Below are 14,483 nucleotides of genomic sequence, written 5' to 3'. Positions count from 1 at the left end.
TGCGAAATGGCCGCCGCGGCATCGATCGAAGTCGTCCCCTGCGAAACGCTTCGATGTCGAGTCGAAACATACCAAAGAAAAGCAAAGGCATGGATATGGCCAGTAAGAAATCCCCCAATCCGATCGACATTCATGTCGGCAGTCGAGTTCGGCTCCGTCGCATGATGCTCGGAATGAGTCAGGAAAAACTCGGCGAGCATCTCGGCATCACCTTCCAGCAGATTCAGAAATACGAGAAGGGCACCAATCGTATCGGCGCCAGCCGACTCCAGGCCATCGCTCGAGTCTTGAGCGTGCCGGTCGCCTTCTTTTTCGAGGACGCGCCGGGCAACGCGCCGGTCGCCGGCGATCAGGGTTTCGACGAGCCGCAGTCCGCGTCCTACGTGGTCGACTTCCTGTCGTCCTCCGAGGGTCTCTCGCTCAACAAGGCCTTCATTCGCATCAAGGACGCCAAGCAGCGTCGCAAGGTGGTCGAACTCGTCAAGGCGATGGCCGGCGACGAGGAGGAGTGAGACCCGGGGGCTCGCGAGGTTTCGGCCGTGTCGAAACGTCGTGAACCCGCTCGGAGAGCGTCTCGCGCGCTCGATTTCGAACGCCCGCGGTCGATCCGCGGGCGTTCGTGTCGGCCTCGACGCCCGCCGCGACGCTCCGAGCCGGTGCCGGCGCTTGACCGCATTGCACAGGCGTTGCTAAACGAGTGGGCCTTTCGGCCGGGAAATCGCCGGGCGAGGGCAGGTTCGGCCACCCGGCCCGGGCCTGTGTTCCCGCCGACGTCGCGCCTTCGACGGCCTGCCGACCGGCTCATTCAAAGAGAACCGAAGACGTGTCTCGCGCGAGCTATCTCTTCACCTCCGAATCCGTCTCCGAAGGTCATCCCGACAAGGTCTGTGACCGCATCTCCGACGAGATCGTCGACGCCTTCTTCCGGATCGGACCGGAACTCGGATGGGATCCCGCGCATCTGCGCGTCGCGGCCGAGACGATGGCCACCACCAATCGCGTGGTGATCGCCGGCGAGACCCGCGGTCCCGCCGCCATCACCCACGATCTGCTCAGCCATCTGGCGCGGCTCGCCATCCGCGACATCGGCTACGAGCAGGACGGCTTCCATTGGGAATATGCCGACATCGAGGTGCTGCTGCATCCCCAGTCCGCCGACATCGCCGTCGGTGTCGACGCGGCCGGCAACAAGGACGAGGGCGCCGGCGACCAGGGCATCATGTTCGGCTACGCCTGCCGCGAGACGCCGGAGCTGATGCCGGCGCCGATCTACTATGCCCACAAGATCCTCGAGGATCTGGCGATCGCTCGCAAGGCCGGCCCGCTCAAGATGCTCGGCCCCGACGCCAAGAGCCAGGTCACCGTCGCCTACGAGAACGGCAAGCCGGTTCGCGCCGCCCAGATCGTGCTCTCGACCCAGCATCTCGACGAGACGCTGACCTCGGCCGACATCCGCGCCATCGTCGAGCCCTACATCACCGCGACCCTGCCGAAGGGTTGGGTCGACGCCGCGACGATCTGGCACGTCAACCCGACCGGCAAGTTCGTCATCGGCGGTCCCGACGGCGACTGCGGCCTGACCGGCCGCAAGATCATCGTCGACACCTACGGCGGCGCGGCCCCGCACGGCGGCGGCGCCTTCTCCGGCAAGGACCCGACCAAGGTCGATCGCTCCGCCGCCTATGCCGCGCGCTATCTCGCCAAGAACGTGGTCGCCGCCGGCCTCGCCGACCGCGCCACCATCCAGCTCGCCTACGCCATCGGCGTGTCGCAGCCGCTCGCGGTCTATTGCGACCTGCACGGCACCGGCAAGGTCGAGGAAGCGGCGATCGAGAAGGCCGCGCGCGAGGTGATGAACCTCTCGCCGCGCGGCATCCGCGAGCACCTCGGCCTCCACAAGCCGATCTATGCCCGCACCTCGGCCTACGGCCATTTCGGCCGCGCGCCCGCCGCCGACGGCGGCTTCTCCTGGGAGAAGACCGATCTCGTCGACGCGCTGAAGACCGCCGTCGGCGCCTGAGCCGACCTCCGAGACGATCCGAGGCGCACGTGGGCCGTCCCCGCGTGCGCCTCCTTCATTGCCGGGTGCCGCACCGTGATCCCAACCGATCCGCTCTCCGACGAGACCGAGGCTCGCGCCGCCGCCTTCTACGGCCGCCGCAAGGGCAAGGCCCTGCGTCTCGGTCAGGCGACCGCGATCGAGGACCTGCTGCCGCGCCTCGCCGTCGACCTCTCCGCGCCGCCGATCGATCCGCGCGCCCTCTTCGAGACGCCGGTCGAGGACGTCTGGATGGAGAGCGGCTTCGGCGGTGGTGAACATCTGATCGAGACCGCGAAGGCCAACCCGGAGATCGGCTTCATCGGCGCCGAACCCTTCGTCAACGGCATGGCCAAGGCCCTGGTCGCCGTCCACGAGGCCGGGCTCGAGGACCGCATCCGCATGCACCATGCCGATTCGGTGCCGCTGCTCGACGCGCTCGCCCCCGCCTCGCTCGGCCGCTTCTATCTGCTCTACGCCGATCCCTGGCCGAAGAAGCGCCATTGGAAGCGCCGCTTCGTCGACAAGGGCAATCTCGACCGGATCGCGCGCGTCCTGCGCCCCGGCGGCGAGTTCCGCTTCGCCTCCGATTGGGCGCCCTACGTCGACTGGACGCTCGCCCGCGTGCCGCGTCATCCGGCCTTCGAATGGACCGCCGAGATCGCCGACGATTGGCGAAGGCCCTGGGCCGGCTGGCCGGGAACCCGCTACGAGCAGAAGGCGATCCGTGAGGGCCGGACGCCGGCCTATCTGATCTTCCGCAGGGTCTGACGGGGCCTCGTCGCGCGGCGCGAGCCCGAAAGAGCTTGCGCGGCTCCGTCTTTCGGCTGTATAAAGCGCGCCAAGCACGAAATTCTCAGATCGTCCTCATCGACGAAACGAGAGTGGGCCCCTCCGGGACCCGCTCTTTCGCTGTTGGCCTCGAACCTCTTTCGCCGACGAAGCGACGCTCCACACCATCGGGAACCACGACCCTGACGACACGAAACGAACCCCGCCTGATCGCCGAGACCGGCCTCGATGCCCGCATCGCGGCGCTCGTCGAACCCGTGATCGAGGATCTCGGGTTTCGGCTGGTTCGGGTGAAGACGTCGGGTCGCAACGGATTCACGGTCCAGATCATGGCCGAGCGTCCCGACGGCACCATCGGCGTCGTCGACTGCGAGGAGATCTCGCGCAACGTCGCGCCGGTGCTCGACGCCGAGGACCCGGTCGATCGCGCCTATCATCTCGAGGTCTCCTCACCCGGCATCGACCGGCCGCTGGTGCGTCGCTCCGATTTCGATCGCGCCGCCGGCCACGTCGCCAAGATCGAGCTGAGCGAGGGCCACGACGGCCGCCGCCGCTTCCGGGGCATCCTGGTCGGCGTCACCGACGAGACCTTCGGCCTGCGTCTCGAGGACGTGCCGGCGGACACGCCCGACACGGTGTGGCTGCCCTTCGCGCTTCTCGCCGAGGCGCGGCTGATCATGACCGACGATCTCATCGCCGCCTCCTTCAAGGCGGCGAAGAAGGCCCTGGCCGAAGATCCGGCCGAGGTCGAGGAAGACGAGACGGACGCTCGCTCCGTCCACTGAAGGCAGACGTCACGAGGCCGGCCGCCAGCGGAGCGGTTTGCGAGGACCTCGAGGGAGAAGACGATGGCAGTCAGCGCCAACAGATTGGAACTCCTCCAGATCGCCGACGCGGTCGCCCGCGAGAAGGTGATCGATCGGCGGATCGTGCTCGCCGCGATGGAGGACGCCATTCAGAAGGCCGCCCGCTCCCGCTACGGATCGGAGACGGAGGTCCGCGCCGAGATCAACCCGAAGACCGGCGAGATCAAGCTGCAGCGCCTGCTCCAGGTGGTCGAGGACTTCCAGAACCCGGCGATCGAGATCCCGCTCGCCGACGCCCGTCTGCGCAACCCGGACGCCCAGGTCGGCGACTTCATCGGCGAACCGCTGCCGCCCATGGACTTCGGCCGCATCGCCGCCCAGTCGGCCAAGCAGGTCATCGTCCAGAAGGTGCGCGAGGCCGAGCGCGACCGTCAGTTCGACGAGTTCAAGGACCGCATCGGCGAGATCGTCAACGGCACCGTCAAGCGCATCGAATACGGCAACGTGATCGTCGATCTCGGCCGTGGCGAGGCGATCATCCGCCGCGACGAGCTGATCCCGCGCGAGGCCTTCCGCAACGCCGACCGCGTCCGCGCCTACGTCTACGACGTCCGCCGCGAGCAGCGTGGCCCGCAGATCTTCCTGTCGCGCACCCATCCCCAGTTCATGGCCAAGCTCTTCGCCCAGGAAGTGCCGGAGATCTACGACGGCATCATCGAGGTGAAGTCGGTCGCCCGCGACCCCGGCTCGCGCGCCAAGATCGCCGTGATCTCGCGCGATTCGTCGATCGATCCGGTCGGCGCCTGCGTCGGCATGCGCGGCAGCCGCGTCCAGGCGGTGGTGCAGGAGCTGCAGGGCGAGAAGATCGACATCATCCCCTGGTCGAACGACCCGGCCACCTTCATCGTCAACGCCCTCCAGCCGGCCGAGGTCTCCAAGGTCGTGCTCGACGAGGACGCCGGCCGCATCGAGGTGGTGGTGCCCGACGATCAGCTGTCGCTCGCCATCGGCCGTCGCGGTCAGAACGTGCGTCTGGCCTCCCAGCTCACCGGCTGGGACATCGACATCATGACCGAGGCCGAGGAATCGGAGCGCCGTCAGAAGGAATTCGCCGAGCGCACCGCCCTCTTCATGCAGGCGCTCGACGTCGACGAGGTCGTCGCCCAGCTGCTCGCCACCGAGGGCTTCTCGACGGTCGAGGAGATCGCCTACGTCGGCGTCGACGAGATCGCCCGCATCGAGGGCTTCGACGAGGAGACGGCGGAAGAGATCCAGAGCCGCGCCAATTCCTGGCTCGAGGCCATCGAGGCCGAGCAGGACGCCGAGCGCAAGGAACTCGGCGTCGAGGACGCGCTGCGCTCGGTGCCGGGCGTGACCACGGCGATGATGGTCGCCCTCGGCAAGGACGGGTTGAAGACGGTCGAGGATCTCGCCGGCTGCGCCACCGACGATCTCGTCGGCTGGTCGGAGCGCAAGAACGGCGAGACCGAGAAGCACGCCGGCATCCTCGACGGTTTCGAACTGTCGCGGGCCGAGGCCGAGGCGATCGTCATGGCGGCGCGCGTCGCCGCCGGCTGGATCGAAGCCCCGGTGGCCGGTTCCGAGGACGTGGCGGAAGGCGAGGCGGAGAGTGTCGACTGACACCCCAGCTCCGGCGGAGGCGCCGGACGGCGTCGCGCCGACCGACGAGCCGGTCGAATACGAGGAGCGTCCGCCCCGCAAGGGCGACGTTTCCAGGCGTTGCATCGTCTCGCGCGAGGTGATGCCGATCGCGGATCTGATCCGCTTCGTGGCGGCCCCCGACGGTTCGGTGGTGCCGGATCTGAAGCGGAACCTTCCCGGTCGCGGCGTCTGGGTGGAAGCGACGCGCGCGGCGGTCGAGACGGCCGTCGCCAAGAAGATGTTCGCTCGCAGCCTTCGGGCTCGGGTCACGGTCGATCCCGGTCTTCCCGACCTGATCGATCGCCTGATGACGGACTATGCGCTCGGAACCCTGGGTCTCGCGCGCAAGGCGGGGCAGATCGTGATCGGCTTCGCCAAGGTGGAAGCCGCGGTGGCGCGTGAGCGCCTCGGCGGCATCGTCCACGCGGCGGAAGCCGGCGCGGACGGCGTATCGAAGTTGACGGCGGCGCTCAAACGTCGCTTCGGAGGGGAAATCGGATGTCCGGTCGTCCGAATCTTCACCGGGCCTCAATTGGATTTGGCATTGGGGCGGTCGAATGTGATACATGCTGCGCTGCTTTCTGGACGAGCAGCCGAAATCTTCATCGAGCGCGCGAGTGCGCTCGGCCGGTATCGTGGCGAAATCACCCGTCGGGGTGAGGGAGACGCGGAACCGAGGATCGACGAACACGCTGCGACGAGCGGCATCCAGCCGCAGGAATGACGGGCACATGAACGATACGAAGAGCACCGGCGACAAGACCCTGCACGTCGACGTCAAGAAGACGCTGACGCTGAAGCCGAAGGCGGACGCGACCGTGCGCCAGAGCTTCAGTCACGGCCGGTCGAAGACCGTGCTCGTCGAGACGAAGAAGAAGCGGATCCTCAAGCCCGGCGAGACCGAACACGGCCATGCCGGTCACGCGGCGCCGCGTCCGGCCGAGAGCGCCGCTCCGGTGCCGGCCGCTCCGGCCCCGGCTCCCGCCGTTCAGCCGGCGGCGCCCACCACTCAGGCCCCGGCCGCCGCTGCGCCGGCTCCGACCCCGGCCGCGCCGCGCGTCGAGGTGCGTCCGCGGGCCGAGGCGCCGCGTCCGGCCGCGCCCACCGCCCCGGCCCCGCGCCAGGCGCCGCGCACCGGCGTCGTCCTCCAGACCCTCTCGGCCGGCGAGCGCGCCGCGCGCGAGAAGGCGCTGGCGGAGGCCCGCATCCGCGAGGTCGAGGATCGCAAGCGTCGCGAGGAAGAAGAGCGCCTGCGCGCCATCGAGGACGAGCGCCGCCGCAAGGAGCGCGAGGAAGCCGCCGCCAAGCGCGCGCTCGAGGAGGCCGCCGCCAAGCGCGCCGAGGAAGAGCGCCGTCTCGCCGCCGGCGAGCCCGAACCCGATTCCGAACCCGCCGCCGAGGCGCCCGCGCCCGCTGCCGCCGCGCCGGCGGCCCCGGCCGCCGCCACCCCCGCCGTGCCCGCCGCCCGCGCCGGTGGCGAGGAGGAGGACGAGGAGGCTCCGCGTCGCGGTGCCGCCCCGCGTCCGGCCGCTCCGGTCGGCCGCAAGATGATCGCCCCGCCGCCGCCGAAGCCGACCCGCGCCAAGGTCGACGACAAGCCGCGCGGCAAGCTGACGGTCGTCACGGCCCAGACCGAGGACGAGGACGCCGAAGGCCGTGGCCGTTCGGTCGCCGCCTTCAAGCGCCGCGTCCAGCGCCAGCAGCGCCGCATGCAGTCCTTCGAGCCGCGCGAGAAGATCTCCCGTGAGGTGATTCTCCCCGAGACGATCACCATCCAGGAACTCTCCAACCGCATGGCCGAGCGCGCCGTCGACGTCATCAAGCTGCTGATGAAGCAGGGCCAGATGATGAAGATCAACGACGTGATCGACGCCGACATGGCCGAGCTGATCGCGTCCGAGATGGGTCACACCGTCAAGCGCGTCGCCGAGTCCGACGTCGAGGAGGGTCTGTTCACCGCCTCCGACGCCGCCTCCGACCTGCAGCCGCGTCCGCCGGTCGTCACCATCATGGGTCACGTCGACCACGGCAAGACGTCGCTCCTCGACGCCATCCGCTCCACCAAGGTGGCGGCCGGCGAGGCGGGCGGCATCACCCAGCACATCGGCGCCTATCAGGTCGAGATCCACGGTCAGAAGATCACCTTCATCGACACCCCCGGCCACGAGGCCTTCACCGCGATGCGGTCGCGTGGCGCCAAGGCCACCGACATCGTCATCCTGGTGGTGGCGGCCGACGACGGCGTCATGCCGACGACCGTCGAGGCGATCAACCACACCCGCGCGGCGGGCGTGCCGATCATCGTGGCGATCAACAAGATCGACAAGCCGCAGGCCGACGTCCAGCGGGTCCGCAATGCCCTGCTCCAGCACGAGATCGTGGTGGAATCGCTCGGCGGCGACGTGCTCGAGGTCGAGGTCTCGGCCAAGCAGCGGATCAATCTCGACAAGCTGCTCGAGACCATCCTGCTCCAGTCGGAAGTGCTCGAACTGAAGGCGAACCCCGATCGTCCGGCCGAAGGCACGGTGATCGAGGCCAAGCTCGACAAGGGTCGTGGCCCGGTCGCGACCGTGCTGGTCCAGCGCGGCACCCTCAAGGTCGGCGACATCCTCGTCGCCGGCGGCGCCTGGGGTCGCGTCCGCGCGCTCCTCAACGACCAGGGCGACACTGCGCGCGACGCTCTGCCGTCGATGCCGGTCGAGGTGCTCGGCTTCCAGGAAACCCCGGAGGCGGGCGACCGCTTCGCCGTGGTCGAGAACGAGGCCCGCGCCCGCGAGATCGCCGACTATCGTCAGCGTCTGAAGCGCGAGAAGGCGCAGGCGCGCGGCTCCTCGGCCCGCGGCTCGCTGACCGAGATGATGAACCAGCTCAAGACCGCCGGTCGCAAGGAGTTCACGCTCGTCGTCAAGGGCGACGTGCAGGGCTCGCTCGAAGCGATCGTCGGCGCGCTGGAGAAGCTCGGCAACGACGAGGTCCGTGCCCGCGTCATCCACGGCGGCGTCGGCGGCATCACCGAATCCGACGTGACGCTGGCCTCGGCCTCCGGAGCGGCGATCATCGGCTTCAACGTCCGCGCCTCTAAGGAAGCGCGCGAGGCATCCGAGCGCGAAGGCGTCGAGATCCGCTACTACAACATCATCTACGACCTGGTCGACGACGTGAAGAAGGCGATGAGCGGCATGCTCACGCCGGAAATCCGCGAGACCATGCTCGGCAACGCCCGCATCCTGGAGATCTTCAACGTCTCCAAGGTCGGCAAGGTCGCCGGCTGTCTGGTCACCGACGGTGTGGTCGAGCGCGGTGCCTCGGTGCGCCTCATCCGCGACAACGTCGTCATCCACGAAGGCAAGCTCTCGCAGCTCAAGCGCTTCAAGGACGACGCGAAGGAAGTCATGTCGGGCCAGGAGTGCGGCATGTCCTTCGAGGCCTATCAGGACATGCGCGCCGGCGACGTCATCGAGTGCTACCGCGTCGAGGAGATCGCCCGCTCGCTCTGATCGGGTCGTCCCGTGATCCGGGGGCGGCGTCGTCTCGACGTCGCCCCCGTTCGTTCAGCCCCCGTCGGGTCCGATCCCCGTCCGAGGAAACGTCATGTCGCAATCCTTCCGCTTCCGCCTGTCGCGCGCCGACTGGATCGAGTTGTCGACCGTCGTCGCCCGCCGGCCCCTGCATTTTCGCATCGTGACGATGATCGCCTCGCTGTCGCTGATGGTCTTCGTGATGGCCTGGGTCCGCTCCGATGCCGATCCCGCTCGCTCGCTCCTGTCGGAGGTCCTCTCCGGTGATCGCAAGTGGTGGCCGATGATCGCCTTTCTGGCGATCTTCTCCGTCGGCATGCTGTTCCGCCATCACCTGAGCGGGCTCGGCGCCCGCTTCGGCTGGAAGCGCATGCCGCTCGCCGACAAGGAGGTCGAGGTGATCCTCGATCACGAGGAGGTGCGCATGCGCGCCGTCGACGGCTCCGGCTTCGACTGGCGCTTCCCCTGGGCGGCGGTGACCCGACTGATCGTCTCGCCCGAGCGCCTGATGCTCGCCGTCGGCCCGAACCAGGGCCTGCCGATCCCGCGCGCCGCCTTCGCGACGCCGGCCGCCTTCGGCAAGATCGAGAAGACCGTGCTCGCCCGACTGCCGAAAGGAATTCCCCATGAACGCGCCTGAGAAGGGGCCGTCGCAGCGCCAGCTCCGCGTCGGCGAAATCATCCGCCACGCCCTCGCCGAGATCCTCTCGCGCGGCCAGATCTCCGACCCGGACCTCGATGGCGTCATCATCTCGGTCGCCGAGGTGCGCATGTCGCCGGATCTGAAGAACGCCACCGCGCTGGTGATGCCGCTCGGCGGCCGCGACGTGCCCAAGGTCATGGCCGGGCTGGAACGCTCTCGCAAATGGTTCCGTGGTCAGATCGCGCGGCGGGTGAACCTGAAGTTCGCTCCCGACATCCGCTTCAAGATCGACACTCGCTACGACGACGACGATCAGATCAGCCAGATGCTGCATCGTCCCGAGGTCGTCCAGGATCTCGAGCCCCGCGACGACGACTGACGCGGGCCGCGCTCTCCTCCATTCCGACATTCGCAGCGACGAAGGCATGCCCGCATGGCCCGCAGGAAGAAGTTCGACGACGTCAACGGCTGGATCGTGCTCGACAAGCCGCGCGAGGTGACGTCCACCCAGGCGGTGGCGCGTCTGAAGCGTCTGTTCCACGCCAACAAGTGCGGTCACGCCGGCACCCTCGATCCGCTCGCCTCGGGGATGCTGCCGATCGCCTTCGGCGAGGCGACCAAGACGGTCTCTTTCGTCATGGACGGCACCAAGGTCTATCGCTTCACCGTGCGCTGGGGCGCCCAGACCTCGACCGACGACACCGAGGGCGAGGTCGTCGCCCGCTCCGACGTGCGCCCGACGCGGGCCGCCGTCGAGGCGATCCTGCCGGAGTTCATCGGCGAGATCATGCAGGTGCCGCCCAAGTTCTCGGCGATCAAGATCGACGGCGAGCGTGCCTACGATCTCGCCCGCGATGGCGAGGAGGTGGTGCTCGAGGCGCGGCCGATCGAGATCCTCGATCTCGTCCTGGTCGAGACCCCCGACGCCGACACAGCCGTCTTCGAATGCGAATGCGGCAAGGGCACCTATGTCCGCGCGCTCGCCCGCGACATGGGCCTTCGCCTCGGCACCCGCGGCCATGTGATCGCCCTGCGCCGGATCCACGTCGGCCCCTTCGAGGAAGAAGATCTGGTCCCGCTCGCCGATCTCGAGGCGGCGGCGGCCGAGGGTGGACTCGACGCGGTCCGCAAATTCCTGGCGCCCGTCGAGGCGGGCCTCGCCGAAGTGACCGAGATCCCGGTCTCGCGCGACGCCGCCGCGCGGTTGCGCCGGGGCCAGTCGGTGATTCTGCGCGGCCGCGACGCCCCCGCCGACGAGGACGCGGTCTATGCCACCTGTGGTGGCGATCTCGTCGCCATCGGCGAGGTCGCGCGCGGCGAGCTGATGCCGCGCCGCGTCTTCATGCTCGACGGGGAGTGATCCTCACTTCGCCGTCGCGATGCAGTCCGCCAGTTCCGGAGACCGCGCCGCGCGCCGCTGGATGATCCCGGCGACGTGCGAGACGCGCGCGTTCGGGCGTTTGGCGTCGCGGCTGTGCGGATTGGGCAGCATCGCGGTCAGAAGCGCGGCCTCGCGGGCGGAGAGGCGGGCGGCGGATTTGCCGAAGGCGCGCCGCGCCCCCGCCTCGATGCCGAATTCCCCGGTCGGCCCCCATTCGGCGATGTTGAAATAGGTCTCGAGGATCTTCTCCTTCGACCATACCAGATCGACCAGCATGGCGAGCGGGATCTCCAGCCCCTTGCGCAGGACGCTGCGGCCGTTCCACAGGAGCAGGTTCTTGGTGACCTGCATGGTCAGGGTCGAACCGCCGCGCTTCGGCCCGCCCTCCTCGTCGAGGACGTCGATCAGCTCGCCCCAATCGACCCCGGCATGACCGCAGAAACCGTTGTCTTCCGAGGCGATCACCGCCACGACGAGATCGCGGTCGATCCGCTCGAGCGGCGTCCAGACCCGCGTCACCGTGCGCCCCTCGGCCATGCGCCACAGCATCAGCGGCGTCGGTGGATGGGCGAACGAATGCAGCGCCAGCCCGGCGAGCGGCAGCGCCGCGACGACCACCACCGCGATCGCCGCGCCGCGCATCATCGATCGGACCGAGGGCAGGGTGAGGCGCATGGAACCCGAGGGGTCGGAGACGAGATCGGCCGAACGACCCTAAACGGATGCGCGCCCGGTTGAAACCTCGTCGGCACGGGTGACGGCGCGCGTCACCTCGCTCTTCGCCTCCGCCACCAGCCACGCCTCGAACGCTCTGAGCAGCGCCGAGCGTCCCTCGCTCTGCGGCCGCACCACGTAATAGGCCGAGCGCGTGGCGAGCGGCAGCGCGAAGACTTCGACCAGCCGCCCGCTCGCCAATTCCTCCTCGACCAGGAAGCGCGGCACCAGCGCCGCCCCCATGCCGCAGACCGCCGCCTCCGACACCATCGAGAACTGATCGAACCGCAGCCCCCGCCACACCGCGTCGGTGGTGTGCCCGATCGCCCCGAACCAGTCGGCCCAGGCGGTTGGCCGGGTCGATTGATGGAGGAGCGGCGCGCGCTCGAGATCGCGCGGCTCGACGAGAGCGAAGCGCGCCGCGAAGCCGGGATCGGCGACCGGCACCACCTCCTCGTCCATCAGATGCTCGAGCACGCCGCCCGCCCACGCCGGCTGTCCCACGTGGATCGCCGCGTCGAAGGGCTCGGCGGAAAAGTCGAAAGGTTCGATCCGCGCCGAAAGATTGATCGTCACCTCCGGATGCGCCGCGAGAAAGCGCGGCAGGCGCGGCACCAGCCAACGCGCGCCGAAGGTCGGCAACACCGCGAGATCCAGCACGCCCCGCGTCCCGGCGAACCCCATCACCCGATGCGTCGCCTCGCCCAGTTCGGCGAGGGTCCGGCGCACGTCGGCGAGATAGGCCCGCCCGGCTTCCGACAGCACCACCCGCTGCCGGACCCGGTCGAACAGCGCCACGCCGATCAGATCCTCGAGCGTGCGGATCTGCCGGCTGATCGCCCCTTGGGTGAGATGCAGCTCTTCCGCCGCGCGCGAGAAGCTCTCGTGACGCGCCGCGCATTCGAAAGCGGCGAGCGAGCCGATCGGCGGCAGGAATCCGCGCCGAAACATGACGGTCATTCCCTTTTCTCATGATGTCTTGAGAACTTCTCGCTTTCGAGCGCGTTTGTCGAGCGCAATGGTCATGACCCTGCGCTCCGGCCGGTTCATCGTCGTCCGAGTCCCATCGTCGTACCCCGATCGCCAGAGGTTCCCATGTCCGCTTCCTCTTCGCTCGCCGCCGAGACGGGTGATCTCCTGACGACGCTCGGCGTCGATCGCGCCCTCTTCACCATGGGGACCCTGTCCGTCGCCTCGGCGATCGACGGCGCCGAGATCGGCCGCGTGATCGAGCACGAGGCGGAGGAGGCGGAGGCCGCGATCGGCCGCGCCGATGCCGCCTTCCGCGTCTGGCGCACCGTGCCGGCCCCCAAGCGCGGCGAGCTGGTCCGCCTGCTCGGCGAGGAGCTGCGCGCCCACAAGGCCGCGCTCGGCCGCCTCGTCACCATCGAGGCCGGAAAGATCGTCTCCGAGGGCCTCGGCGAGGTTCAGGAGATGATCGACATCTGCGACTTCGCGGTCGGCCTGTCGCGCCAGCTCTACGGCCTCACCATCGCCACCGAGCGGCCGTCGCACCGGATGATGGAGACCTGGCACCCGATCGGCGTGGTCGGGGTGATCTCGGCCTTCAACTTCCCCGTGGCGGTGTGGTCGTGGAACGCCGCGCTCGCGCTGGTCTGCGGCGATTCGGTGGTGTGGAAGCCGTCGGAGAAGACCCCGCTGACCGCGCTCGGCGTCGGGGCCCTCTTCGCCCGGGCGGTGAAGCGCTACCGCGCGACCGGCGGCGAGGTGCCGGACGGCCTGCTCGAGGTCCTGGTCGGCGGCCGGCCGATCGGCGAGATCCTGGTCGACGACACCCGCGTCGCGGTGCTCTCGGCGACCGGCTCGACCGCCATGGGCCGGGCGGTGGCGCCGCGTCTGGCCAAGCGCTTCGCCCGCGCCATCCTCGAACTCGGCGGCAACAACGCCGCCATCGTCTGCCCCTCGGCCGATCTCGACCTCGGCCTGCGCGCCATCGCCTTCTCGGCGATCGGCACCGCCGGTCAGCGCTGCACCTCGCTGCGCCGTCTCTTCGTCCACGATTCCATCTACGACACGCTGGTGACGCGTCTGCGCCGCGCCTACGGCTCGGTGACCGTCGGCGATCCCTCCGAGCCGGGGACCCTGGTCGGCCCGCTGATCGACGAGGCGGCCCATCGCGCCATGAAGCGCGCGCTCGACGCGGCGCGCGAGGCGGGCGGCACCGTCACCGGCGGCCACCGCGTCACCGTGCCCGGCCGTGAGGGCGGCGTCTACGTCGCCCCGGCGCTGGTGGAGATGCCGTCGCAGAGCGGCCCGGTGATCGAGGAGACCTTCGCGCCGATCCTCTGGGTGATGCGCTACACCAAGTTCGAGACCGCCCTGAAGCTCAACAACGCCGTGCCGCAGGGCCTGTCGTCGTCGATCTTCACCAACGACCTGCGCGAGGCGGAACTCTTCGTCTCCGCGGTCGGCTCCGACTGTGGCATCGCCAACGTCAACATCGGTCCCTCCGGGGCCGAGATCGGCGGCGCCTTCGGCGGCGAGAAGGAGACCGGCGGCGGCCGCGAGGCCGGGTCCGACGCCTGGAAGTCCTACATGCGCCGCGCCACCAACACCATCAACTACGGTCTGACGCTCCCGCTCGCCCAGGGCGTGACGTTCGACGTCGAAAGCTGACACCGCGCTCCGTCCGGCCCGAAACCAGAGGAAACGATCATGGCGAACCCCAAGGGTGGCTCCTTCAAATGGGAGGACCCGTTCCTCCTCACCGACCAGCTGACCGAGGACGAGCGGCTGATCGCCGACACGGCCCGCGCCTATTGCCAGGAGAAGCTCGCGCCGCGCGTGGTCGAGGCCTATCTCGCGGAGAAGACCGACCGCGCCATCTTCGAGGAGATGGGCTCGCTCGGCCTCCTCGGTGTGACCGTCTCCGACGACTACGGCGGGGCCGGCGCCGGCTACGTCTCCT

Annotated in this window: 14 protein-coding genes; 12 read left to right on the top strand and 2 right to left on the bottom strand. The window is 69.1% G+C overall.

The window, feature by feature from the left end:
• Positions 1–95 precede the first annotated feature (95 nt).
• The 10 genes from J3S89_RS18870 to truB all read left to right on the top strand — a co-directional run bounded on the left by J3S89_RS18870 (position 96) and on the right by truB (position 10,819).
• Complete coding sequence (locus J3S89_RS18870; protein WP_217930211.1) at positions 96–512, top strand: helix-turn-helix domain-containing protein; 417 nt, start codon at positions 96–98, stop codon at positions 510–512.
• 311 nt (positions 513–823) lie between these two features.
• On the top strand, positions 824–2,020 hold the full coding sequence (gene metK, locus J3S89_RS18865; RefSeq protein WP_217929528.1) for a methionine adenosyltransferase: 1,197 nt from the start codon (positions 824–826) through the stop codon (positions 2,018–2,020).
• Positions 2,021–2,095: 75 nt separating this feature from the next.
• Entirely contained in the window at positions 2,096–2,809 is a 714-nt protein-coding gene (gene trmB, locus J3S89_RS18860; RefSeq protein WP_230489136.1) for a tRNA (guanine(46)-N(7))-methyltransferase TrmB, read from the top strand.
• Positions 2,810–3,012: 203 nt separating this feature from the next.
• Complete coding sequence (rimP, locus tag J3S89_RS18855) at positions 3,013–3,615, top strand: ribosome maturation factor RimP (protein WP_217930200.1); 603 nt, start codon at positions 3,013–3,015, stop codon at positions 3,613–3,615.
• 63 nt (positions 3,616–3,678) lie between these two features.
• Positions 3,679–5,277 (top strand): transcription termination factor NusA, encoded by a 1,599-nt coding sequence (gene nusA / locus J3S89_RS18850; protein ID WP_217929526.1) that lies wholly within the window; start codon positions 3,679–3,681, stop codon positions 5,275–5,277.
• On the top strand, positions 5,267–6,022 hold the full coding sequence (locus J3S89_RS18845) for an RNA-binding protein (protein WP_338019801.1): 756 nt from the start codon (positions 5,267–5,269) through the stop codon (positions 6,020–6,022). Before nusA ends, J3S89_RS18845 begins: the two co-directional genes overlap by 11 nt.
• Before the next feature lie 7 nt (positions 6,023–6,029).
• Positions 6,030–8,795, top strand: coding sequence for a translation initiation factor IF-2 (gene infB / locus J3S89_RS18840; protein ID WP_217929523.1), 2,766 nt, complete (start codon positions 6,030–6,032; stop codon positions 8,793–8,795).
• Between the two features lie 94 nt (positions 8,796–8,889).
• On the top strand, positions 8,890–9,456 hold the full coding sequence (locus J3S89_RS18835; protein WP_217929521.1) for a YcxB family protein: 567 nt from the start codon (positions 8,890–8,892) through the stop codon (positions 9,454–9,456).
• The gene (rbfA, locus tag J3S89_RS18830) at positions 9,443–9,838 is read left to right on the top strand and encodes a 30S ribosome-binding factor RbfA (RefSeq protein ID WP_217929519.1); all 396 of its coding nucleotides are present in this window, start codon (positions 9,443–9,445) and stop codon (positions 9,836–9,838) included. The genes J3S89_RS18835 and rbfA overlap by 14 nt, the downstream gene beginning before the upstream one ends.
• A gap of 54 nt (positions 9,839–9,892) precedes the next feature.
• Positions 9,893–10,819, top strand: a complete 927-nt coding sequence (gene truB / locus J3S89_RS18825) for a tRNA pseudouridine(55) synthase TruB (RefSeq protein ID WP_217929517.1) — start codon at positions 9,893–9,895, stop codon at positions 10,817–10,819.
• Between the two features lie 3 nt (positions 10,820–10,822).
• Here truB and J3S89_RS18820 read toward each other — a convergent pair whose 3' ends face one another.
• Positions 10,823–11,515, bottom strand: a complete 693-nt coding sequence (locus J3S89_RS18820) for a transglycosylase domain-containing protein (protein ID WP_230489135.1) — start codon at positions 11,513–11,515, stop codon at positions 10,823–10,825.
• 39 nt (positions 11,516–11,554) lie between these two features.
• On the bottom strand, positions 11,555–12,514 hold the full coding sequence (locus J3S89_RS18815; protein ID WP_217929512.1) for a LysR substrate-binding domain-containing protein: 960 nt from the start codon (positions 12,512–12,514) through the stop codon (positions 11,555–11,557).
• A 135-nt stretch (positions 12,515–12,649) separates the two neighbouring features.
• Between J3S89_RS18815 and amaB the strand changes: the two genes are divergently transcribed.
• Both amaB and J3S89_RS18805 read left to right on the top strand, forming a co-directional pair.
• Positions 12,650–14,191 carry an L-piperidine-6-carboxylate dehydrogenase gene (amaB, locus tag J3S89_RS18810; RefSeq protein WP_217929510.1) on the top strand — a complete coding sequence of 514 codons (1,542 nt, stop codon included), beginning with the start codon at positions 12,650–12,652 and terminating at the stop codon, positions 14,189–14,191.
• Between the two features lie 39 nt (positions 14,192–14,230).
• Positions 14,231–14,483 (top strand): acyl-CoA dehydrogenase family protein (locus J3S89_RS18805; protein ID WP_217929508.1); only part of this gene is annotated, 253 nt, incomplete at its 3' end.

Origin of the sequence: Pinisolibacter aquiterrae (genome assembly GCF_019160155.1) — a bacterium.
Lineage (GTDB): Bacteria > Pseudomonadota > Alphaproteobacteria > Rhizobiales > Ancalomicrobiaceae > Pinisolibacter > Pinisolibacter aquiterrae.
This window is presented reverse-complemented; position numbering and strand designations above follow the sequence as displayed.